Annotated in this window: 21 protein-coding genes; 9 read left to right on the top strand and 12 right to left on the bottom strand. The window is 69.3% G+C overall.

The genetic code is table 11. The features are described 5' to 3' along the window. Nucleotides 1–385: 385 nt before the first annotated feature. The 4 genes from ACWEQQ_RS01840 to ACWEQQ_RS01825 form a co-directional block, all read right to left on the bottom strand. Complete coding sequence (locus tag ACWEQQ_RS01840) at nucleotides 386–934, bottom strand: ferritin (protein ID WP_379384686.1); 549 nt, start codon at nucleotides 932–934, stop codon at nucleotides 386–388. Nucleotides 935–1,027: 93 nt separating this feature from the next. Further along, nucleotides 1,028–2,299 carry an LCP family protein gene (locus ACWEQQ_RS01835; protein ID WP_452346808.1) on the bottom strand — a complete coding sequence of 424 codons (1,272 nt, stop codon included), beginning with the start codon at nucleotides 2,297–2,299 and terminating at the stop codon, nucleotides 1,028–1,030. A gap of 242 nt (nucleotides 2,300–2,541) precedes the next feature. Continuing rightward, entirely contained in the window at nucleotides 2,542–3,336 is a 795-nt protein-coding gene (locus ACWEQQ_RS01830) for a CPBP family intramembrane glutamic endopeptidase (protein ID WP_452346807.1), read from the bottom strand. 34 nt (nucleotides 3,337–3,370) lie between these two features. After that, the gene (locus ACWEQQ_RS01825) at nucleotides 3,371–4,141 is read right to left on the bottom strand and encodes a DUF2470 domain-containing protein (protein ID WP_452346806.1); all 771 of its coding nucleotides are present in this window, start codon (nucleotides 4,139–4,141) and stop codon (nucleotides 3,371–3,373) included. A gap of 115 nt (nucleotides 4,142–4,256) precedes the next feature. Here ACWEQQ_RS01825 and ACWEQQ_RS01820 point away from each other — a divergent pair, with 115 nt between their 5' ends. The 3 genes from ACWEQQ_RS01820 (at nucleotide 4,257) to ACWEQQ_RS01810 (ending at nucleotide 6,337) form a co-directional block, all read left to right on the top strand. Continuing rightward, complete coding sequence (locus ACWEQQ_RS01820) at nucleotides 4,257–4,676, top strand: hypothetical protein (RefSeq protein WP_452346805.1); 420 nt, start codon at nucleotides 4,257–4,259, stop codon at nucleotides 4,674–4,676. A gap of 84 nt (nucleotides 4,677–4,760) precedes the next feature. Beyond that, the gene (gene pheA / locus ACWEQQ_RS01815; protein WP_452346804.1) at nucleotides 4,761–5,678 is read left to right on the top strand and encodes a prephenate dehydratase; all 918 of its coding nucleotides are present in this window, start codon (nucleotides 4,761–4,763) and stop codon (nucleotides 5,676–5,678) included. After that, the gene (locus ACWEQQ_RS01810; RefSeq protein ID WP_452339295.1) at nucleotides 5,675–6,337 is read left to right on the top strand and encodes a histidine phosphatase family protein; all 663 of its coding nucleotides are present in this window, start codon (nucleotides 5,675–5,677) and stop codon (nucleotides 6,335–6,337) included. Before pheA ends, ACWEQQ_RS01810 begins: the two co-directional genes overlap by 4 nt. Here the strand turns inward: ACWEQQ_RS01810 and ACWEQQ_RS01805 are convergent. From ACWEQQ_RS01805 to ACWEQQ_RS01780, 6 genes are all read right to left on the bottom strand, one after another. Then, nucleotides 6,334–7,149 (bottom strand): ESX secretion-associated protein EspG, encoded by an 816-nt coding sequence (locus tag ACWEQQ_RS01805; protein WP_452346803.1) that lies wholly within the window; start codon nucleotides 7,147–7,149, stop codon nucleotides 6,334–6,336. The two genes, ACWEQQ_RS01810 and ACWEQQ_RS01805, sit on opposite strands and share 4 nt — an antisense overlap. Continuing rightward, nucleotides 7,146–8,330 carry a PPE domain-containing protein gene (locus ACWEQQ_RS01800; RefSeq protein ID WP_452346802.1) on the bottom strand — a complete coding sequence of 395 codons (1,185 nt, stop codon included), beginning with the start codon at nucleotides 8,328–8,330 and terminating at the stop codon, nucleotides 7,146–7,148. Before ACWEQQ_RS01800 ends, ACWEQQ_RS01805 begins: the two co-directional genes overlap by 4 nt. A 15-nt stretch (nucleotides 8,331–8,345) precedes the next feature. Then, complete coding sequence (locus ACWEQQ_RS01795) at nucleotides 8,346–8,657, bottom strand: PE domain-containing protein (RefSeq protein ID WP_452346801.1); 312 nt, start codon at nucleotides 8,655–8,657, stop codon at nucleotides 8,346–8,348. Nucleotides 8,658–8,757: 100 nt separating this feature from the next. Then, the gene (locus ACWEQQ_RS01790) at nucleotides 8,758–9,111 is read right to left on the bottom strand and encodes a metallopeptidase family protein (protein ID WP_452346800.1); all 354 of its coding nucleotides are present in this window, start codon (nucleotides 9,109–9,111) and stop codon (nucleotides 8,758–8,760) included. Between the two features lie 19 nt (nucleotides 9,112–9,130). After that, on the bottom strand, nucleotides 9,131–10,177 hold the full coding sequence (locus tag ACWEQQ_RS01785; RefSeq protein WP_452346873.1) for a septum formation family protein: 1,047 nt from the start codon (nucleotides 10,175–10,177) through the stop codon (nucleotides 9,131–9,133). A 320-nt stretch (nucleotides 10,178–10,497) separates the two neighbouring features. Next, nucleotides 10,498–12,087: a GMC family oxidoreductase gene (locus ACWEQQ_RS01780; protein ID WP_452346799.1), complete on the bottom strand. Its 1,590-nt coding sequence runs from the start codon at nucleotides 12,085–12,087 to the stop codon at nucleotides 10,498–10,500. 197 nt (nucleotides 12,088–12,284) lie between these two features. On the opposite strand from ACWEQQ_RS01780, the gene serS reads away from it, so the two are divergent. The 5 genes from serS to ACWEQQ_RS01755 all read left to right on the top strand — a co-directional run bounded on the left by serS (nucleotide 12,285) and on the right by ACWEQQ_RS01755 (nucleotide 18,828). Continuing rightward, nucleotides 12,285–13,544: a serine--tRNA ligase gene (serS, locus tag ACWEQQ_RS01775; RefSeq protein ID WP_452339289.1), complete on the top strand. Its 1,260-nt coding sequence runs from the start codon at nucleotides 12,285–12,287 to the stop codon at nucleotides 13,542–13,544. Nucleotides 13,545–13,619: 75 nt separating this feature from the next. Then, nucleotides 13,620–15,488 (top strand): putative bifunctional diguanylate cyclase/phosphodiesterase, encoded by a 1,869-nt coding sequence (locus ACWEQQ_RS01770; RefSeq protein ID WP_452346798.1) that lies wholly within the window; start codon nucleotides 13,620–13,622, stop codon nucleotides 15,486–15,488. A 148-nt stretch (nucleotides 15,489–15,636) separates the two neighbouring features. Then, the gene (locus ACWEQQ_RS01765) at nucleotides 15,637–17,004 is read left to right on the top strand and encodes an MFS transporter (RefSeq protein WP_452346797.1); all 1,368 of its coding nucleotides are present in this window, start codon (nucleotides 15,637–15,639) and stop codon (nucleotides 17,002–17,004) included. 181 nt (nucleotides 17,005–17,185) lie between these two features. Beyond that, complete coding sequence (locus ACWEQQ_RS01760) at nucleotides 17,186–18,118, top strand: DMT family transporter (protein WP_452346872.1); 933 nt, start codon at nucleotides 17,186–17,188, stop codon at nucleotides 18,116–18,118. Nucleotides 18,119–18,174: 56 nt separating this feature from the next. Continuing rightward, nucleotides 18,175–18,828, top strand: a complete 654-nt coding sequence (locus tag ACWEQQ_RS01755; protein ID WP_452346796.1) for a MauE/DoxX family redox-associated membrane protein — start codon at nucleotides 18,175–18,177, stop codon at nucleotides 18,826–18,828. A gap of 48 nt (nucleotides 18,829–18,876) precedes the next feature. Here ACWEQQ_RS01755 and ACWEQQ_RS01750 read toward each other — a convergent pair whose 3' ends face one another. Both ACWEQQ_RS01750 and ACWEQQ_RS01745 read right to left on the bottom strand, forming a co-directional pair. Further along, the gene (locus ACWEQQ_RS01750; RefSeq protein WP_452346871.1) at nucleotides 18,877–20,421 is read right to left on the bottom strand and encodes a Rieske 2Fe-2S domain-containing protein; all 1,545 of its coding nucleotides are present in this window, start codon (nucleotides 20,419–20,421) and stop codon (nucleotides 18,877–18,879) included. Nucleotides 20,422–20,466: 45 nt separating this feature from the next. Further along, complete coding sequence (locus ACWEQQ_RS01745; RefSeq protein ID WP_452346795.1) at nucleotides 20,467–21,309, bottom strand: hypothetical protein; 843 nt, start codon at nucleotides 21,307–21,309, stop codon at nucleotides 20,467–20,469. A gap of 99 nt (nucleotides 21,310–21,408) precedes the next feature. Here ACWEQQ_RS01745 and ACWEQQ_RS01740 point away from each other — a divergent pair, with 99 nt between their 5' ends. Next, nucleotides 21,409–22,155 (top strand): lysophospholipid acyltransferase family protein, encoded by a 747-nt coding sequence (locus tag ACWEQQ_RS01740; RefSeq protein WP_452339284.1) that lies wholly within the window; start codon nucleotides 21,409–21,411, stop codon nucleotides 22,153–22,155. Nucleotides 22,156–22,179: the final 24 nt, after the last annotated feature.

The raw sequence follows: 22,179 nt of genomic DNA, 5'->3' as shown, positions 1-22,179 counted from the left end.
CGGGCCGTTCTCCGGTGAACTGGATTCACTCGGTGAACGGCCCGGATTTTTCGCGGGGATTTTTCTGAAAAATGCCTGTTTCGCTCCGAGTGCTCGGTTAAGTTCTCTTCACCCCGGAAGTTCAGGGGATCCGGTGATCATCACACCGGATATCAGATGAGGAGAAAAACCATGGATGCCATTCTGGCCGTGGTCAAGTCGCTGTTCGGTACGTTGTCCGCCAACGCCACCGGCACCGTCACAGTGCCGCAGAAGTAAGGAAAAGGCGGGTACGTATCGCACGAGCACCGAGCACATGCAACAGGCCCGGTCCAGCGCAAGGGACCGGGCCTGCTGTGTGAATCCACCGGGCCGGGAACCGAATTACCTTCGGCCCACGGAGTAATTACAGCGAGCCGCCTGCGGCGTGCGGTGCGCCGGACGCGTCCTTCGGGCCGCTCATTTCCCGCTGCACGAAATTCTCCAGGTCGAAAAGATTCGCGCTGGCCCGCTCGGCGACGGTGAGCAGGGTATTCATGGTCGCGACTTCTTCGACCTGTTCCTTGAGGAACCACTGCATGAACTGCTCGCCCTGGTAGTCGCCCTCTTCCCGGGCGGTCCTGGCGAGCTGGATGATCTGCTCGGTGACGGCCTGCTCCTGTGCGAGCGCCAGCGCGATGGGCTCCTTGGCATTCGCGAATTGCGTCGTAGCGGCCTCGGTTCCGGGCATCTCGACGGCGATGTCGTGATCGATCAGGTACTGCGCGATCATCATCGCGTGGTTACGCTCTTCGACGGCCTGCTTGTAGAAATACTTGGCCAGAACCGGCAGATCGGCATTGTCGAACCACATCGCCACCGCGATGTACTGGTGTTCGGCATTGAATTCGTTGCGGATCTGATCCTGGAGCAGGGCCTGGAACTTGCTGCGCTTCGTCTGGGTTCGGGTGGACATGCGGATGACATTAATGCCTGGTCAAACCGCGTGTCATCCAAGTACAGCCTTATTGAGTGCAGCCTTATTGAGGCAAGTATTGCCTAATTCGGCCTAGCTGCCGACGGTGGTGATCAAGTCCTGCGGGATCTGCTGATCCTTGGCCAGCGCGTCGAAGAAAGCACTCGCTTTCGTCTTGTCCCAGAGCAGGACATTGCCACTGCCGGCCACGTCCTCGAATCCACCGACCGGGACCGTCGTGGTGATGGGATCGCTGTTCAGCGCATTGCCCAGGCTCGCCAGATCCCAGATGTGCGCGCCCTTGTCGACCTTCAGCGCCGAGGTCAGATCCCGCACCAGCGGCCAGGACCGGAACGGATTGGCCAGCGTGCCCGGGCTCGCCGCCTTCTTCAGCAGGGCACTGAGGAATTTCCGCTGGTTGAGCATGCGATCCAGGTCCGCGCGCGGGGTGGCGCGGGAGCGCACGAAGCCCAGCGCCTCGGGTCCGTTGAGTGTCTGGCAGCCCGCGGGCAGGTCGATACCGGCCAGCGGATCCTTCATGGGCGCGTCCAGGCACATCTGAATGCCGCCGACCGCGTCCACGATATTGGCGAAGCCGCCGAAGCCGATCTGCACATAGTGGTCGATGTGCACGCCGGTCGCGCCCTCCACCGTCTTGACCAGCAGCGATGCACCGCCGGCGGCGAAGGAGGCATTGAGCTTGTCCTTGCCGACGCCCGGGATGCTCACGTACGAGTCGCGCGGCAGGCTCACCAGCGTCGGCCGCCCCGACTTCGGGATGTGCACCAGGATGACGGTGTCGGTGCGCTCGCCCTCGACATCGGAGGAGTCGCCGGTGGACAGCTGCTGCTCCTGATCCTTGGACAGTCCCGAGCGGCTGTCGGAACCCACCAGAAGCCAATTCGTCCCGGGCGTGTCGCCGATCCGGCCCGAATAGTTCGCGAGGGCGTCGATCCGGGTCAGGTGGGTGTCGACATAGATGGCCGCCGCGATCGGCAGCAGCAGGAGCACCAGCAGCAGCGAGAGGGTCCAGCGGACCCAGTGCGGCTTCCTGCGGGGCCGGGAGCCGCGGGGTGGGCGGCCGTCGCCGCCGCGGCGCTGACCGGGCGGTGGTGGCGGGGGAGTGCGCGGCGGCTCCTCCCGGAAGGGGACCGGCTGCCGGGTCGGCGCGTGACCCATGGGGGCGGCGGCGCGCTCCCGCGGGGGCGGCACCCGATTGCCCGGCGGCGGCATCCGATGGTCCCCGGGCCCGCGATTGTGGTGCGGCGGAACGCGATTCCCCGGCGGCCGCTGCCGCGGGGCCGGGTTCCCGGGCGGGACCTGCGAATAGGCCAGGTCCGGACCGGATTCATGGCGTCGGATCACCTGAGTTGGTTCTATCCGGGGCCTGCCGTCGTTAACGGGCCGGCTGTCCGCGGGCGGCCGGTGAGACGAAGGTCTCTGCGGTTGCCCGGGATTCGCCGCGGGTCGAGGCGGGTACGCCGGGGGCTCGCCCGGGCGTCCCGGCGGCGGCTCCCGGCGTATCCGTGCACAGTGCTGGGGGTCGTCGCCGTTCATCACTGAAAACAGTACCGACCGCGGCGCCCGCGTGGCTCGTTCCGATCGGATTACGGCAGCCAGGAGACGTGTCCGTGCAGGAAGGTGTACCCGATGTAGGCGATCGAGTCGATGAGCGCGTGCGCCAGCAGCAGCGGCCAGAGCCGGTTGGTGCGCTGCCAGTAGCGTCCGAAGATCAATCCCATCACCAGGTTTCCGAGCCCGCCGCCCAGGCCCTGGTACAGGTGGTAGCTGCCGCGCAGGATCGCCGACGCCAGCAGCGACCGATTCTCCGTCCACCCCAGCGCCCGCAATCGCGAGATCAGGTAGGCGACGACCAGCACCTCCTCGGCCGCCGAGTTCGCCCACGCGGACAGCACCAGCACCGGCAGCCGCCACCAGTGCGCGAGCGAACTGGGCACGATGGTGACGCTCACACCCAGTGCGTGGGCCGCGAGATACAGTCCCAGCCCGGGGATTCCGATCACGGCCGTGAGCGCGAGTCCCGGGAGCACGTCCGCCCGCCAGCGCAGCCGCCGCGCCAGTCCGATCGCCCGCGGCGCGATCCCGCTGCGCCACAGCAGATAGAGGCCCAGCGCCGCCCAGCCGAGCAGACGGGCCACGCTCAGCAGCTGGAAGAGCAGGTCGATGGTCGACCGGGTGGCCCGTGGCGCGTTCAGCGCGACGGTCTGCCCGCCCACCCCGCCGGGCGCGAGGGCGCTCTCGAGCAGTGACAGTGCCGCACTGGCTCCGCTCAGCCCGAAGGTGACGACCAGCACCACCGCGATCTCGAGTTTGATCGCCCGCCGGCCCGATTCGGACGATTCGGGTGCGGGCCACGCGGGTGCGGGATCAGCCGAAACCATGCCCGCCAATCTAGGCGGGCGCCCGGCGAACTCGTCAGATGCGGTGCAGGCCGCCGTGGAAGGGGTTGCCCGCCAAAGCGTGTACCGCGCGGCTGAGGGATTCGATGTCGTGCGCCGGGGCCTCGAACGGGATGCGGATGTCGTGGTCGGCCTCGGTGGTCTCGACGCGCAGGGTGACGCCGTAGCGGTCGATGGCCAGCGGATGGATGAGGGCGCCGCGGCGCAGGGCGTGCGGCAGCCGGCGGGCCAGGCGATCCACCACATCGGGGTGATCGGCCTGAAGGTGTTGCAGCCAGCCGGCTTCCAGCGCGCAGAACGGATCGGGTCGGGCGTCGCGCAACTGCTCGCGGTCGACCGAGTCGGCGCCGGCGGTGTCGGCCACCACCGCGGAGTCGATGACCAGCCGCAGCAGGACGGCGGTGTGGCCGACGTCGAGCAGGTCCGGATGCGGATGGTCGGCGGCGACCGCGCCGGCCAGCGCGCGCTGCGCGTGCGCGGGCACGGCGTGCGCCCAGCCGCGCAGCCAGACCAGGGCACGGACGCGTTCGCGCAGCGGCAGCGGGGCCTGGTCGGTGAGTTCGAGGACCGCGGGGGATCCGTTCGCGCCGCAGCCGAGGACGAGACCGGCGGCGGTGGAGTTCATCGGGACCGCCAGCACCATGTCCCCGCACTGCCGCAGCAGGTGCACGGAGGTGGGCACCGGGTCGAGGCCGGGCAGGGCCAGGACCGCGTTCTCGGCGTGCGCGCAGGCGGTGTGCACGCGTTCGGCGGTAGTGGGTGCGACGACCTGGGCCGCGGGTGGCATACACACCTCCGGGAGTTGAATTAGGTAAACCTAAGCTAAGTGACGTGGGTCGCGTGCGCAAGGGCTTCCCGGGTGGCCGCGCCGCCCGTGTCGCGCCGATCGCTACCGTGAAGACGTGCCGCACGATTCGTCCCCCGCGCCCGAACCGGTCGCCCTCACCCTGTCCGTCCCGCCCCGCCCGGCCCGCGGATTGACCGCGGAGCTGGTCCGCCCGGTCTCCGCCGATCCGGGCGTCGAGGTGCTGGACCTGGCGCTCGACGACGAGGCGGTGTCGGAGTTCCTGGTGCGAATCGTGCACGGCGACAGCGGTTTCGTCGCCCGCACCGATTCGGGCGAGCGGGCGCTGGCGGGTGTGGCGGCGACCGTGGCCGCGCTCTGCGGTGAGAACATTCGCGGCGCGCTCGCCACACCGGACATCGCGTTCCTCAGCGGGCTGAAACCACCCGCGGTCGAGGCGTTCCGTGAGGTGCTGCTCGCCATCGAAACCGGCGAGGTCGCGGCCGTGACCACCGCCCTCGCCGTACTGGGCGCCTGAACCCACCGCGCCCGGGGGCGCGAAGTTACCCAGGAGTTGACCAAAGCCGGGGGCGACCGGGCGCACGCAAGTAATGTCGTAACCGTGCCGCGTATCGCCTACTTCGGGCCGTCGGGAACCTTCACGGAGATGGCCCTCGCCAAACTGGAGTCCACCGGAGTCTTCGATGGACCGGTCGAGCGTGTCCCGGCCCCGAGTCAGGGCGCGGCCGTCGAGCTGGTGCGGGCCGGTCAGGCCGCGGGCGCGGTGGTGCCGATCGAGAGCTCGGTCGAGGGCTCCATCGCGCCGACGCTGGACGCGCTGGCCGTCGGCCCGCGGCTGCAGATCATCGCGGAAACCGACCTGGACGTGGCCTTCACCATCGTGGGCCGCCCCGGCATCGAGCTCGACGAGGTGCGCCGGATCGCGGCCTATCCGGTCGCGGCCGCGCAGGTCCGTATGTGGCTGGCCGTCACCATGCCGCTGGCGCAGCTGTACACCTCCGCCTCCAATGCCGCGGCCGCCGAGGACGTCGTCGCCGGGCACGCCGATGCCGCCGTCTCCACCGCGCTGGCCGGCGCCCGCCTCGGGCTCACCACCCTGGCCGACGGCGTCGCCGATGTCGATCGGGCCATCACCCGCTTCGTGCTGGTCACCGCCCCGCGGCCGGCGCCGCCGCGCACCGGGGCCGACCGCACCTCCATCGTGCTGGAGCTGGCCAACGAGCCCGGCTCGCTCATGCGCGCGTTCGCCGAATTCGCCACCCGCGGTATCGATCTCACCCGCATCGAATCCCGGCCCACCCGCACCGGCATGGGCACCTACCGTTTCTACCTGGACTGCGTCGGGCACATCGACGACGCCGCGGTCGCCGAGGCACTGAAGGCACTGCACCGCACGGCCGCCCGGATCCGATTCCTCGGCTCCTGGCCGGCCACCGCGGCCACCGGCACCCCGCCGCCGCCGGACGCACCCGGCGCGGCCTGGCTGGCCGATCTGAAGAAGGGGGTGGCCGACCTGTGACCGGCAAACTCATCCTGGTCCGGCACGGCGAGACCGAGGGCAATGTCGGCAAGATCCTCGACACCCGGCTGCCGGGCCTGCCGCTCACCGAACGCGGTGTGGCGCAGGCGAAGAGCTACGGCGCGAACCTGGCCGTCCCGCCGCAGCGGCTGTTCTCCTCGGCCGCGCTGCGCGCCCGGCAGACCGGCGGCTACATCGAGGCCGCCACCGGGGTCACCCTGGATGTGCTGGAGGATCTGCAGGAGGTGCAGCTCGGCGACCTCGAGGGGTTGAACACCCCGTCCGCGCACGAGGAATTCCAGAAGGTGTATCACGCTTGGCATTTCGGTGATCTGAGCGTCCGGGTGCCCGGTGGCGAATCCGGGGAGGACGTGCTCGCCCGCTACGTCCCGGCACTGCAGCGCCTACGCGACGACTATCTGAGCCGCCCGGACGCTCACGATGTCATCGTGGTCAGCCACGGCGCGGCCATGCGGCTGGTCTCGCGCGAACTGACCGGGGTGCCAAGGCCTTTCGCCGCCAACAATCACCTGGACAATACCGAGACCATCGAGCTGCAGCCGTTCGAGGACGGCACCTGGGAGTGCAGCCGCTGGGGCCGCTATCCCGCACCGTTCGGCGACGCCATCGCGGCCGGCGGCGACGACCCCATGGGTTAGCCCGGGAATTCCGTTCGCAGCGGCAGGGATTCGATGAGATCCCGCAGCGCCGTGCGCAGCCGGGCCGGGGTGCCGCCCGCCAGCGACGTCCACTTCGTCCCGTCCGCGGCGGTGCCGGTGCTGGCGAGAAAACGGCCGCGCCGGGTGTTGTACACCGCGAGGTGGGTGCCCACCACGTCGCGCGCGCCGTCGCCGTAGCGCGCGCCGACGATCTCCGCGTGCGAATTCACCTGCACCAGAGCCGAAGCGAGGACCGGTGCGTCGCGGGCCGGGGTGCCCACCGCGGCCAGTCGCGTGGCCGTGGTGGCGGCATCGCCCGCGTCGTCGAACACGGGAGCCAAGTCCGCGGTGGGCGCGTTCATTCCGGACAGTTCCAGCGCATCGGCCGGCCCGAGCGCGGCCATCACGGTGCCCGGCAGATCGTGACCGGCCACGTCGATGACACAGGTGCCGGGGCCGCGCAGCGCCACCACCTCGATGTCGTCGCCCTTGGCCACACAGCACCGGTTGACCTGCCCCGCCACATACCAGCGCACGGCCAGCACCCAGTGTGGCCGGTAGAGCACGCGCAGCCGTTCGGCCAGTTCCGGATGCGCCTCGTCGTCGTCGAGCAGTTCACGCGCGGTCAGGGCGGCGGCCGCCCTGGACATGGCGGTGTCGTGGTCGGCGGCATTGTCGTAGCGGCCCATGGCATCCAGCACCACGGGCAGCTCGTCGATCCCCAATGTCTCCAGGAGATACTGCATTTCGTCGAGCGACAGCGTGACCGACCGCAGCGTCGACGGCCCGCGGTCCGCCCCGAGGACGGTCACCGGTCGGCCAGTGGGTCGCCGCCGATGACCGCGGGCGCGATGACCCGGCCGTCGGCGAACACCTGCACCGAGCGGCCGTAGTCGTGGCCGCGGTGGGACTCTTCCTCGTCGCTGCCCCGGGTGCCGGGCAGCGGGCTGGTTCCGGCCGAACGGACCGGCGCGGTCGCGGCCGGTGTGGTGGCCACGGTCACCGGTTCGGCGATCGGCGCCGCGGGAGCCGGTGCGCCACCGGTGTTTCCGAGACCCGCGCCCCAGCCCTCGGGCAACTGCAGTGTGCCCGCGCCATGTCCGATGTTCACCGACGTGCCGCCGCCGGTGACGGTCACCGCCTGCGTGGCCGGGGCCGCGCCGCCCGCGCCGGCGGTCGAGACACCCGCGCCCGCCGTGACCGGCAGGCCGGAGGTACCGAAGCCGGGCGTTTGCGTCACCGCATTCGCGACCGCCGTAATCGCTGTACCAGCAACGTTTCCCGCGCTGGTCACACCGCTGGTGACCACCGTTCCCGCCACCTGTGCAACCTGCGACAGGGCACTGGTGACGGCCGGATTCTGCGCCGAGACGGCGGCCGCGCCGAGCGCCGCCCGCAGCGGATCGCTGTCAATGGTAAGCGGGTCGCCACCCGTATTGGCCGAGCCCGCGCCCACGGCGATGGGCGGCGGCATCAGGAACTGGCCGGGCGTGGCCACCATCGAACTCGTTGCGGCCTCATAGGTTTCCATCACCAGCGCGGCCCGGATGTCCAGCGCCAGCTTGGCCGCCTCGGCTGCCTCCGCGGTCCCGTTGAGCGCGCCGCCGCTGGAATATGCTGCCGCACGTGCAGTTTCGACGGCCGCGATCTCCGGCAGGCTCGGCATGGCGAGGGAGGCCACGGTGTAGGCGGTGGCATTGGCGGCGGCCTTGCCCGCCATCACGCCGGCCATGACGGCCTGCTGTTCGGCCCACGCGGTGAAACCGCCCAGCCGGGCGAGCACAGTGAGCCCGTTCAGTCCTTCGAGACCGACCCCGATCTCGGCCATCACCCGCGTCACCGTGGTGGTGGCGTCCACCCAGGAGGCGGTGAGCGCGCCCCAGGCGCTGCCCGCGGCCGCGATCGGAATGGCGTGCGCCCCGGTATCGAGGCAGAGGGAATTGAATTCGGCCATCCGGGGCAGCCAGCACACCCCCGTGATTCCCAGCGTCATGCGTGCGTCTCCCCTCTACACCTGGATCGCGGCGAGACCGGCTGCGCGCTCGGCGTCCTGGGCCAGGTACTGGGCCAGCTGGCTGCGCAGGGTGGCGGCCGCGTGATGCAGTTCGAGAATGCCCTGGGCGACCGAGTGGTCGTGGGTCAGCGCGGCATTGTTGAAATGCGCTGCGGCGAGGAAGGACACCTCCTCGGTGCCGGAGGGCAGCACATGGGTGGCCGGAGCCGTCGCGCTCGCGGCCGCGGCGAGGCGTTCGGCGAGCAGATCGAGTTCCAGAGCGGCCGCGAGGATCACCTCGGGCTGCACCAGCACGTGGCCGACCATGATCGGGCTCCCTTCTCCGTTCCACCCCGGTTGTGAGGATTGGACGTGGAGGTTCGCCGATCGGTTCCCGATGCCGCTGGTCAGCCCCAGCCCAGCTGATTCAGCCCCAGCCCAGCTGATGCAGGCGCTCGTCGTCGATCCCGAAATAGTGCGCTATCTCGTGGATTACGGTGATCGCCACCTCCTCGACCACCTCTTCTTCGCTGTGACACATCCCGAGGATGGCCTCGCGATAGATGGTGATGGTGTCCGGCAGCGCGCCCCCGTAGTGGCTGTAGTCCCGGTCGGTGAGGGCGATGCCGTGGTAGAGACCGAGCAGGTGGGGGTCCTCGTCGCTGCGCGGCTCGATGAGCACCACCACATTGTCGATCGCCTGTGACAACTCCGGCGGAATCAGATCGAGGGCGTCGCCGACCAATTCTTCGAAGTGGTCGGCGGACATGGAGACGGGCATGCCTACAGCTTCCGCCGCATCACCGTGGCTGGGGGATGACCGGCGGGGCCGCGCCGGGCAGCGGCGGCGGGGTGTAGCGGCCGTTGTTGGGCGGCGGCACGGGGGCCTGGCCGTCGATCTGGATGTCGCCCTTGGCCGATCCGGTGATGGTGGCGAAGCCCTCCTGGTCGGCGCCCTTGCCGACCATGCAGTTGAGGCTGCGGGAACCGGCCAGCCAGCTGCGGGCGTCGAGCGCGTCCCAGAACAGGGTGAGGGTCTTGTTGCGCAGTGCGTCGGGGGCGCCGAGGTAGTCGCCGGCGTCCTTGGTGCACTCGTCCTCCATGAACTTGTCCTGATCGTCCTTCGAGGGCGGGCCGCCGTTGAAGTGGGTGGCCAGGTCCACGGTGGAGACGATCTCGAAGGCGTGCGGCTGGGTGCAGTCGACCGGATCGGTGGGCAGGTTGGACTTGATGCCGATGCAGGTGCCGAGGTCGTAGACCTTGGACTGGTTGATGTCGCGCACGCTGCCGGTGATGGGCTTGGTGGCGAGGCCCTGGCTGCCGGAGACCTGCAGGCCGCAGCGCAGCGTCCGCTCGCCTGCCTGCCAGCCCGCCTCACCCGGATTGATCAGGCCGACAACGAATTTGCCGCGCGGGTCCAGGCGGCCGCCGAGGTATTCCTGGGCGGCGCTGACACAGTGCTCGTCGCGCAGCTCGGAGAAGCGCAGCGAGTCCGGGAAGCGGGAGCCGGGCCCGAACTCCTTGCCCGGGTACTTGCTCAGGTCGATGTCCGCGGTGACCTCGAACAGGTGCTTGCCGGCGCAGTCGACCTTGGTGAGGTCGCCGGCATTGGCCTTGGACCAGGTCAGGCAGTCGCCCTCCCGGGCGGTGCCGAAGGCCGCGCCCGCGACCGCGCCGGTGGGCTGGGCGGCCCCCGGCGCGTGCGCCTTCACGCGATTGGAGTCGAAGCCGTTGGAGACGAACATGGTGATGAGCACGGCCAGGGTGACGCCGGCCGCCATGGCCAGCAGCCCCCACCGGACCGTCGACGCCGAGAGCGGACCGTTCTGGTCCAGCTTGGATTCCATGGCGCGGAACGGCGTCAGCAAACGATCCAGCGCTGTCGGCTTCCGACGGTTCGGCGGCCCGGGGCGCTGCGAGGACGGAGGCGCGGGCCACTGCGAAGGCATCTTTTGCTCAGGCATCGGCACTGAGCTTAATTGCCTCCGCTTCGCTCGGGCGGGTTCGCGGCCAAGGCGCAGGTCTATGGAGCCGGAAGCTCGATTCTTCCCGCCTCCGCTCCTCCGCTTCGCTCCCGTATCCGCTCCGAGCGCGGGGAGGCGGAGCGCAGTCCAGAATCGAGCCGGGCCGCGAACCTTCATGCGGGGTCAGAGTGCGTGGTGGCGCCTCACGACAGGATGAGCTCGGCCGCCTTCTCGCCGATCATGACCGCCGGGGCGTGGGTGTGGCCGCGGGTGATCACCGGCATGACCGAGGTGTCGGCCACACGCAGGCCCTCGATGCCGCGCACCCGCAGTTCCGGATCCACCACGCTGGATTCGTCGCGGCTCATGGCACAGGTGCCGACCGGGTGGTACAGCGTGTGCGAGTGGTCCTCGAGGCAGCGCTGCAGCACCTCCTCCATCGGGGTGTCGGAGGACACGGCCGGCTGCATGAGCTCGCCGATGTGCTCCTTCAGCGCCGGCTGGTTCGCCAGTTCGGTACAGATGCGCAGACCGGCGAGCAGGGCGGTGCGGTCGGCGGGCTCGGCGCAGTAGCGCGGGTTGATGCGCGGCGCGGTGAACGGGTCCGGGGAGGTGAGGGTGACGCTGCCGATGGATTCCGGCTTGAGCAGCACGGCGGCGAAGGTGAGCGCGTGCCCGTCCGGATCGCCCAGTCCCTCGGCGATATACGGCGCGGGCGCGAAGATGAGTTCCAGGTCGGGCAGGTCGAGCTCCTCGCGGCTGCGCACGAACCCGTAGGCCTCGCCGATGTTCGAGGTCAGCTGCCCGCGCCGCAGCAGCAGGTAGTTGGCGAGCTCGAGCAGGTTCTTGTCCGCGCCGTAGAGGCTGCCCCCGCTGGTGCGGTAGATGATGGGCGCGGCCAGGTGGTCGCGCAGGCCGCGCCCGACCTCGGGCAGGTGCTGGACGACGGGGATTTCCAGCTCCTGCAACCGGTCGCCGTCGCCGATGCCGGAGAGCATGAGCAGCTGCGGGCTGTTGATGGCGCCGCCGGACAGGATGATCTCGCGCTTGGCGGTGATCTGCTTGGTCTCGCCGCCGATCCGGAATTCCACCCCGGTGGCGCGCTTGCCCTCGAACAGCACCCGGGTGACGTGCGCGTCGGTGACGACGGTGATGTTGCGTCCCTGCTGGCGTGCCGGCCGCAGGTAGGCGTCGGCGGTGCTCCAGCGCGCGCCGCGTTTCTGGGTCACCATGGTCTGCGAGAAGCCTTGTGGCCGATCCTGATTCGCGCGTTCCACCGGGTATCCGGCTTCGGTGGCGGCCTGCAGGTAGGTGTGGGTGAGCGGGCGCGGGCTGCGCTGGCGGGAGATGTGCAGCGGCCCCTTACGGCCTTCACCGGGCTCGTTGGCCTCCTCGACGGCTTCCATCCGCTGGAAGATGGGGAGCACCTGCTCGAAGGACCAGCTCGGTCCGGCGTAGCGGGCCCATTCGTCGTAGTCGGCGGCGAAGCCGCGCACCCACATCATGGCGTTCATGGAGGAGGAGCCGCCGAGCATCTTGCCGCGCGGCCAGTAGACGCGCCGGTTGCTGAGCTCGGGCTGGGGTTCGGTGCGGTAGTTCCAGTCGTTGGGGCCCTGGAACAGCTGGTTGAACGCCGCGGGAATGTGGGCGAATTTGTCGCTGTCCTCGCCGCCGGCCTCCAGGACCACGACGCTGACGCCGGGTCGCTCGCTCAGTTTCGCGGCCACTGCGGCCCCCGCGGATCCGGCTCCGACGACCACGAAATCGGCGGTGTGCGGGGTGTATTGGGGCATGCTCACTCCTCGGAAAGACCACGGCGGAGCCCTGCCGGACTCCCTGCCGTCCCATGCCGCTAACCCTAGGGTGGATATCGGCCGGTCGTGGGGTGGATCGGCGGGATCGGGGGCGAAACCACGCCGATCAAGATCGAATACCGAGGCCGTGGACCTACACGAAATCCACTGGCGGTCGCCTACTAGGCTCAATGGCCATGATCGACCTTCGATTCCTGCGGGAGAACCCGGATGTGGTCCGTGCGTCGCAGCGCGCGCGTGGCGAGGACCCCTCCCTGGTGGATGCCCTGCTCGAGGCGGATGCCGCCCGTCGCGCCGCGGTCGCGACGGCCGACAATCTGCGCGCCGAGCACAAGGCCCTGGGCAAGAAGGTCGGCAAGGCTTCCCCGGACGAGCGTCCGGCGCTGCTGCAGCTGGGTCAGGAACTGTCGGCGAAGGTGAAGGAGGCCGAGGCCGCCGAGACCGCCGCGGACGCCGACCTCGACGCCGCCCAGCGCGCGCTGTCGAATGTCGTGCAGGAGGGCGCGCCCGCCGGCGGCGAGGACGACTACATCGTGCTCGACACCATCGGCACGCCGCGCGAGTTCGATTTCGAGCCCAAGGATCACCTGGACCTGGGTGAGTCGCTGGGCCTGATCGACATGGAGCGCGGCGCGAAGGTGTCGGGCTCGCGCTTCTACTTCCTCACCGGCAACGGCGCGCTGCTGCAGCTGGGCCTGCTGCAGCTGGCCGCGCAGAAGGCGGTGGCCAACGGGTTCACCATGATGATCCCGCCGGTGCTGGTGCGCCCGGAGATCATGCAGGGCACCGGCTTCCTGGGCCAGCACTCCGCCGAGGTCTACCACCTGGAGGACGACGACCTGTACCTGGTCGGCACCTCGGAGGTGCCGCTGGCGGGCTATCACTCGGGCGAGATCCTGGATCTGAGCGCGGGCGCCGAGCGCTATGCCGGCTGGTCGTCGTGTTTCCGCCGGGAGGCGGGCAGCTACGGCAAGGACACGCGCGGCATCATCCGCGTGCACCAGTTCGACAAGGTGGAGATGTTCGTCTACACCACCCCGGACCAGGCCGACGCCGAGCACCGGCGGCTGCTGGCCTGGGAGCAGGAGATGCTCGCCGCCATCGAGGTGCCCTACCGGGTCATCGATGTGGCCGCCGGCGACCTGGGCAGCTCGGCCGCCCGCAAATTCGATTGCGAGGCTTGGGTTCCCACGCAGCAGACCTACCGCGAGCTCACCTCGACCTCGAATTGCACGACGTTCCAGGCGCGTCGCCTGAATGTCAGGTACCGGGACGAGAACGGCAAGCCGCAGATCGCCGCCACTCTGAACGGCACTCTGGCCACGACTCGGTGGATTGTCGCTCTGCTGGAGAACCATCAGCAGCCCGATGGTTCGGTGCGGGTGCCCGCTGCGCTGGTGCCTTTCGTGGGCACCGACGTGCTGGTACCTCGCTGAATATTCGCTACTCGGCGTCGCTTATTCCGTCGGTTGTGTCTACTGGTGTCAGGGCTTGTGTCTAGGCTAGGCAGCGTGCGAGGAATCGGGTCCCGCGGCGATACCCGGACCCGGGTACGGGCGGCGTCGGCGCTGGCGACGGCAATGGTCATGGCTCGGACCACCGGGGCGTTCTACGTCATGGGCGGGGTCCTGGGCCTGGTTCTGACTGCGGTCGCTCCGGGTGACGAGGGCAATCGGCCGCTGGTGGGTGCGGCGGCGTTCGTGGCGCTGCTGCTGGGTATCAGTCTGCTGATCTGGGGTCCGCGGCTGCCGCATTGGGTGCATCACGCGTATGTGGCGACCGCGACCGTGCTGGTGACCATTGCGGTGCACTGGTTTCCGAATACGGTCGGCGCGATCGGTCTGGCGGCGTTCTATGTGTTCGTCGCCTGTGATGCCGCCATCTTCTTCTCCTGGCGCTGGCTGGGCGGGCACATAGCGTTCGCCATCGTCTGCTGTCTGTGGGTGGTGCCGTCGCGCGGGTTGCCGTGGTGGTCGGGCATCATTCCGGCGGGTATCACGTTCGGAATCGGCATCGTGGTCGGCATTTTGACGCGCATGGCGTCGGACGCCGATATCGATGTGCTGACCGGGCTGCTGAACCGGCGTGGTTTCGATCGGGCGCTGAGCAATGCCATCGGGCACGCCACCCGTACCGGCCAGGGCCTGGCCCTGGTGCTGGTGGACCTGGACCGCTTCCAGAAGATCAACGATCACCTCGGGCACCGGGCCGGTGACGCCGTGCTGCAGCGGGTGGCCGACTCCTGGTCGAAACTGCTTGCGCCGGAGCAGCGGCTGGCCCGCTACGGCGGTGACGCGTTCGCGCTGCTGCTGCCCGGGACCACCGAGCAGGCCGCGATCCTGCTGACCGAGGAGCTGCGCGCGGCCGTCACCACCGGCTGTTCCGCGGGCGTGACGTCCTGGCAGCCGGGCGAATCCGGGTCGCTGCTGGTGTCGCGTGCGGATGTGGGCCTGTACCGGGCCAAGCAGGCGGGCCGCAATCGCACCGTGCTGGAGTCCTCGCGGCAGCTGCCGCTGGCGGTGGAGCTGCGGGAGGCCATCGACCGCGGCACGCTGGACGTGCAGTACCAGCCGATCGTGAGTCTCACCGATGGCGCGACCCGCGCGGTCGGCGTGGAAGCCCTGCTGCGCTGGTCTTCGCACGCGCAGCCCGATGTGACCACCGAGGGGCTGATCCGGGTCGCCGAGGAATACGACCTCATCTCCGATCTGGACGAGCTGGTGCTGCGACGTGCCTGCGCCGATGCCGCCCGGTTGCAGGAGACCTTCGCCCAGCTGGATCTGACCCTGAACGTCAATGTGAGCGGGCTGGAGCTGGCCGAAACCGAGTACGCCGACCGGGTTTCCGGCATCCTCGCGGAATCCGGCTGGCCCGCCGAGCAACTCGTGCTCGAGGTGACCGAGAGCGAGCTGGCCGCCGAATCCGAGACGGCCATCGCGAACCTGCACAAGCTGCGCGAGTTCGGCGTCCGCATCGCCATCGACGATTTCGGCACCGGCTACTCCTCGCTCAGCCGGCTGGCCACGCTGCCGTCGGACATCCTCAAGGTGGACCAGTCCTTCGTGGCGTCCATCCAGTCGGATTCCCCCGCGCCGCCGCTGCTGGGCGTGATCGCGGCGCTGAGCAAGTCGCTGGACCTGCAGGTCATCGCCGAGGGGGTGGAGACCGAATACCAGGCCGCCGTGCTCACCGAGCTCGGTTTCGCGCTGGCCCAGGGCTACCACTACAGCGATTCGCACCCGGTGTCCGAGCTCATCAGCGACCTCAATGACCGGCACGGACTGGTCGGCGCGGCGGTGTCGGAGGGCGAGCCGTCGACCAATGGCTGGGTACCGCTGGACAATCCGCTTGACGGTGGGGCGCCCGGCGCGCAGGGTTGATCCCATGCGGCTGCTCATCTACGCCTGTTGATTCGTACTCCGTAGTGCGCTGCCCCGGGCTCACGCCGAGCGCGTGGGCTCTACGCACGCACCGACCCACCCGATCCGGGTACCAACCCACTCGATACGCGCACTGACGCTGCGGGCGATGCTGTTCGCCGTCACGGCGGACCTGATCCCGCTCTATGCGATCTACGCGCTGCTGTTCGCCGACCACGGCCTGAACACGGCGCAGATCTCGTCGCTGTTCGCCATCTGGTCCGCGACCTCGTTCCTGCTGGAGATTCCCTCCGGCGCCTGGGCCGACACGGTCTCGCGGCGCGGCCTGCTCGTGCTGTCGGGTGCGCTGCTGGCGGCGGGCTTCGCGGTGTGGACGCTGTACCCCTCCTACCCGGGATTCGCCGTCGGCTTCGTGCTGTGGGGTACTTCGGGCGCGCTCCGCTCGGGCACCTTCGAGGCGCTGATCTACGACGATCTGCACGCGCGTGCCGCGACGGCCGAATACCCGCGGCTGATGGGCTATGTCCGCGCCGCTACCGAATCGGCTGCGCTGGCGGGCATTCTGGTCGCGGCCCCGCTCTACGCGTGGGGCGGCTACGCGCTGGTCGCCTGGTCCAGTGTGGTGATCGCCGCCGTGCACACTGCCACCGCGGCCCTGCTGCCGACCGCACCGAAATCGGTGTCCGCGGCAGAGGTGGAGGAGCTCGAAGACACGGACGGTGGTGTCGAGGCCCCGGCTGACGATGCCGAGGACACAGATGGCGGTGTGTCCGGGCAGGAGCCGCACGTGCGAACTGATGACCGCGACCCCCCGTGCGAAACCCGCACAGCCGAATCGGAATCCATCGGCTACCTGGCCATGCTGCGCGTGGGTATGCGAGAGGCCATGCGGGTCAGGGTGATTCGGCGCGGCGTCATCCTGGTGGCGCTGCTGAACGGCATCACCGCGTTCGACGAGTACTTCGCCCTGCTGGCCGATCACGCCGGCGCCGGCCCGTCTCTGGCCGCGGTCCTGGTGGGTGTCACGGTGGCCGGAGCCCTGGCCGGCGCGACGCTGGCGGGCCGCACGGAGGGCATCCCGGCGCGAGTCATGGCTGTGGTGCTGGCCGTGGCCGGTGTCCTGTTCATCGCCGGTGTGCTGCTGGCGGGCGCGGCCGCCCATCAGCCGCAGGCAATGTATGTGCTGACGGCCGTGGGCTTTTCGGCGGTGGGCGTCGCTTACGGCATCGACTACAACGCCGACGTCATCGCCTCGGCCCGACTGCAGGACGCCATCTCGGGCCCCGCCCGTGCGACCGTGACCTCGGTGTCCGGCTTCGCCACCGAGATGATCGCCCTGCTGGTCTTCGTTTTCGCCGCGGTGGCCACGACCTGGCTGTCCTTGCCGGTGATGGTCGCTCTGCTGGGGGTGCCGCTGCTGCTGGCCGCGGCCCTGGTCCCCACCTGGCTGCCCCGGGCTGCAGCGGACTCGGATCGGGTGCCGGGGCCTGCTGCACGGGATTCGGAGCAGCCCTGATCCGGAGCGGCAGGGCGGCGGAGGTCATCGGACGCTCGGGGTTGGCCCGACATGGTTGCGGGTCGTCCTGTGCCGGAACGGGATCCGAGCCCAGTGCGGTGCGGTGTGTCGGAGCGACGCGCGACATGATCCGGTTGGTCGGTGCGGTGCCGGGGAAGGCGGGGACAATCGGGCGGTGGCAATGCGGCAGTGGGCGGGGTTGGGGTTCGGGGGGTCCATCGGCGCGGCCGTGGCCGTTCAGGCGCGGATCAATGGGGAGCTGGGGCAGCGGCTGGGCGATGGGATTGCGGCGGCCACCATCAGTTTCGGGAGTGGATTGCTGATCCTGGCCGTCGTGTACGCGGGCAGCGGGCGCTTGCGGGCGGGGGTCGGGCGGGTGCGGGCCGCGCTCGGTACCGGGGAGTTGCGATGGTGGCAGCTGCTGGGTGGGCTGTCGGGCGCGTATTTCGTTGCATGTCAGGGGCTCACGGTGGCGACCATCGGGGTGACGGCGTTCACGGTGGCCGCGGTGGCCGGGCAGTTGGTGAGCAGCCTGGTGGTGGATCGGCTGGGTTTGGGCCCGGGCGGACCGACGCCGGTGACGGCCGGGCGGATCGGTGCGGCGGTGCTGGGGCTGGTCGCCGTGCTGCTCGCGGTGCTCGGCCGGAGCGGCACCGGCCCGGTCGCCGGGCATTCGACGGCCTCGATGCTGCTGGTGGCGTTACCGCTGGTCGCCGGCCTGCTGGTGGCTTGGCAGCAGGCGGTGAACGGCCGGGTCGGTGCGGTCGGCGGACCGCTCTCGGCGACGCTGGGCAACTTCGCGACCGGCACGGCGGCGCTGGTGGTCATCGAGGCGGGCGTACTGGTCCGGCGCGGTGGTCTCGGGCCGCTGCCGAGCGAACCGTGGCTGTATCTCGGTGGCCTGATCGGCATTTCGTTCGTGGCGCTGGCGGTGCTGGTGGTCCGCTGGATCGGGGTGCTGCTGCTGGGCCTGACCTCGGTGGCGGGCCAGCTGCTGGCGTCGCTGGTGCTGGACGTGGTGGCGCCGACCGGGATCGGGCTCTCGGTGTCGGCGATCATCGGCTGCGTGCTGACCTTCGTGGCGGTCGCCGTGGCCGCCCGATCGCGCGGATGAAATCTGTTCCCCGGATTCGTAATTCGCTGTCCACATGAGTGTGCGATGGTGCGATCATGGCTATCGACTACGTGGTGTGGGTCGCGCGTCTGGTGCTGGCCGTGGTGTTCGGCCTGTCGGCGTGGGGAAAGCTCGCCGATGGGCCCGGCACCCGGAAGGCGGTGGGGGAGTTCGGGATCCCGCTTGCCTGGACACCCGCGGTGGCCTGGGCGCTCCCGGCGGTGGAGGCCGTGGTGGCGGTGGCGCTGCTGCCGCCGTGGACCGCGGCCGGTGCGGCGCTGGTGGCGATACTGCTGCTGGGAATGTTCACCGGTGCGGTGGTGCGCCTGCTGCGCCAGGGAAAACGCCCTGTCTGTTCATGTTTCGGGGCCGCCAGCGCCGCCCCGATCGGGCGAGGCACGGTGGCACGCAATATCGTGCTGATCGTCCTGGCCGGCGTGACGGCCGTGGCGACGCTGGCGGAGCCGCAGGTGCCGGGCGGTCTGCCGGTGGACCATGTGGTCGCGATGGGGGTGGCGGCCGGATTCGGTGCCGTGCTGGTATCCCTCTGGGGTGAGCTGCGAGCCCTGCGCCGCCGCCTGGACGAGAAGGGGCTGCCGCCGGGTGCGGGCGCGCCGGAATTCGAGGTGCTGAAGACCGCGGGCGCCCGGGCCGGAGACCGCGCTGCGGTATCGCGTGCGCGGGACTCCCTCAGGCGTCCGCAGCACTGAGCAGGCCGGTGGCGGCCGATGCACCGGGCATCGGCCGCGATCACCGCATCAGACCAGTTTCTTCGAGCGCAGCTCGTGGCCCTTGGAGGTCTTGCAGCGGCCCGATTCCAGATCCCACTGCCAGCCGTGCAGGTTGCAGGTGAGCGTATTGCCCTCGACCACACCGAATTTCGACAGGTCGGCCTTGAGGTGGGGGCAGCGGCGCTGCACTTCCCAGCCGCTGAGCGCGGTGGAGGCGGAATCGTCGTGTGCCTCGGCGAACCAGCCGTCGGCGTAGGCGATGCGCTCGTCGGTGAGGCACTTGAAGAAGGTGTAGAGGAATTCGTTGTAGCCGCCGATGCGCCAGGTGGTGAAGCGCGTCGACAGGAAGATGGTGTTCACCCAGTCCGGCTCGTCGTCGCGCAGCACGGTGCGCACCAGCTGCGGGTCGATGCGGAATCCGTAGCGGTACTTGCCTTCTCCCTCGATGGGCTCGCGCACCACCCGTTTGGGGAAGTCGAGCACCACGGTCTCGCCGCCCATGACCAGGCCGACCGGGTAGCCGATGCCGTCGCAGATGAGGTCGCTCTGCGCCATGATCGGCTCGAACTTGGCCTTGAGCGCGGGCAGCAGCGGCTCGCCCTCGGCCGGGGCCCAGGTGGCCTTCTCGGCGGCCAGCACCGGCGCCATGCGCTGGGCCATGGCCTCGATGTAGGCGGCCTTGTCGCCGTAGATGGTGTCCGGGTCGACCGGGTGGGTGAGCGAATTCAGTTCCTTGCCACACAGATCCGCGGTCGAGCCGGGGATCATGAGCAGCCCGCCCTCGTTGCCGTGGATCTTCATCTGGTCCAGGAAGACGATCTGGTCGGGGAAGATATTGCCCTCGTCGCCGCGGTCGTCGTTGAGGTAGCGCAGCTCGTCGTCGAGGAAGACCGGCGGGCCGGCCGACGGGACGACCCAGGTGGCCCCGACCTGTTCGATGTAGGAGCGGCAGCGGTCCATGCCGCGCTGGCGCTTCTGCTTGCCGAAGTTGGCCTTGGTCTTGGTCGGAATGTCGTACACCATCGGGTACCAGATGGCGCCGGAGTACTGCAGCAGGTGGATGTCCACGTGCCCGAAGGCGTCGTGCAGCATGTCCATGTCGACGGGCCGGGCGTCGTTCATGTTGAAGCACACGGTTTCCCCGTCGGCGACGACCAGGGCGGAGTCGCCGATCGGGCCGTCGGCGGGCGCGCGCAACGCGATGATCATGATGTCCAGGTCGCCGCCTCGACCGGTGACGGTGGTTTTGACCGAGTCCTCGGTCTCCACGAACTTGGTGAAGCCGAGCTTCTCGAGCTCCCGCTTCAGGTCCGGCACCGGGTAGTCGGGCAGCAGGACGGTGGCGTCCTTGTTGACCTTGTCGGCCAGGTGCTTGGCGTCCCAGTGGTCACGGTGCAGGTGCGAGACATAGAGGAAATCGCAGTTGCCGAGCTCGTCCCAGTCCAGCTGGGTGTTGTCGGGGAACGGGAACCACGATCCGAAATAGGCCGGATTGACCCACGGATCGCAGAGGATCGTTCCGGCAGCGGTTCGAATGTGGAATCCGGCGTGTCCGACGCTGGTGATCTGCACGAGCTTCATTCCTCCCTGACCGTTACCAGCCACCCAGAGTACTGGCTAGCCGGAGACGTCGCCGATGCAGTAACCCTCGGAGCCCGACTTCAAGGTGTATATCTGCTTTGTCTGGTCCCCGGCGGCGGTGGTGACGGGGACCGACACCGTGATGTACCCGCCGCGCGGCCACTCCGACTTGATGGACTGGTCCACGAAGGTCCTTACCGCCCCCGGCTTCGACGGGTTCACCGCCAGCGGCGCGGTGGCCGGTTTCCCGGTGCCGTCCGGATCCCAGGTCCGGCCCGCGGCGCAGACCAGTGGATACGCGTCCTCCCGGTCAGTGGGATGCAGCGGCCGGCCCATGGAGCGAGACAAGAAGCGCCGCACCGTGTGTCGCGCGTCGGCGTCATTGAAGCCGAGTTCGCCCCCGGTCGGGTAGACGTGCGGGCAGGCATAGCCGGTGGCGATGTCGCGGTCCTGCGCGGTCACCGTGACCTCGGCGTTCTGCCAGGTCACGGACTGGCCGCTGGACACGCCCGGTCCGGCGAGCGCATCGATGATGGTCTGCGGCTCGGCGTACATGCTCCGAATATTGGGTGGCGCCATGGTCCAGCAGCGGTCGGCCAGTTCGTCCAGCCCCCTTCCCTGCAGGTCGGCCGCCCAGCGCGCGACGGCCGGCGCCGCATTCGGTTTCCCGGGCGCCGCCCCGACGCCGCCGCTCACCGCCGCGACGGGGCTGGGGCTACTGCTGGTTTCACTGGACATATCCAGGTCGGCCCCGAAATCCGTGCCCTCGATTCCGGCTTTCGAATCGCAGCCGCCGGCAAGGCAGGCCGCGCCGACTATCAGCGTCCCGAGCAACCCCTTGTGGATTTGTGCACGCAACGCTGTCCGGCCGTTTTCCACTCGTGCGAACCTCTTTCAGTGTCGAGAAGTCACATCAATTGAATTGCTGTTACCGGGATCACTGGATGCCGCGCGGGCAGCGACTAGGCTAGCGGAACTGTGGAACCCGTCTATTACCCCGTCATCGGCCTGGCCCGCACGATCTTCGCGCTGCAGGGCCTGAAGTTCACCGTCAAGGGCGACGAAAACATTCCGGCGACCGGTGGCGCGGTGATCGCGATCAACCACACCGGGTACATGGACTTCACGTACGCCGGTCTGCCCGCGCGCACCACCGGGCGGTACGTCCGCTTCATGGCCAAGAAGGAAGTCTTCGACAGCTCCGTCTCGGGGCCGATCATGCGTGCCCTCAAGCACATTCCGGTGGATCGTGCGGCGGGAGCGGAGTCCTACCACGAGGCCGTGAAGCGGCTGCGCGCCGGCGAACTGGTCGGCGTCTACCCCGAGGCCACCATCAGCCGCAGCTTCGAACTCAAGGAGTTCAAGTCCGGCGCGGCCCGCATGGCCATCGAGGCCGGCGTCCCCATCATCCCCATCGTCATCTGGGGCGCCCAGCGCGTATGGACCAAGGGCTTCCCGAAGCGCCTGGGCCGCACCAACACCCCCATCTCCATCGCGGTCGGCAAGCCCATCTCCCCCTTCGAGCCCGCCGCGGCCCTGACCGAGCAGCTACACAAGACCATGTCGGAAATGCTCCTGGACCTGCAGAAAGACTACGTCCATGAGCCCGGCGCGTACTGGGTGCCCGCGCGCCTGGGCGGCAGCGCCCCCACCCTCGAGGAGGCCAACGCCATGGACGCCGCCGAGGCTGCCGAAAAAGCAGCCCGCCGCGCTCAGACCGAATAGCTCTCTCGAAACCGGAAACGGCCC

The sequence above is a fragment of the Nocardia sp. NPDC004123 genome, from assembly GCF_053603795.1.
The sequence above is the reverse complement of the archived record's forward strand: the minus strand, read 5'-3'. Positions and strand labels throughout refer to the sequence as shown.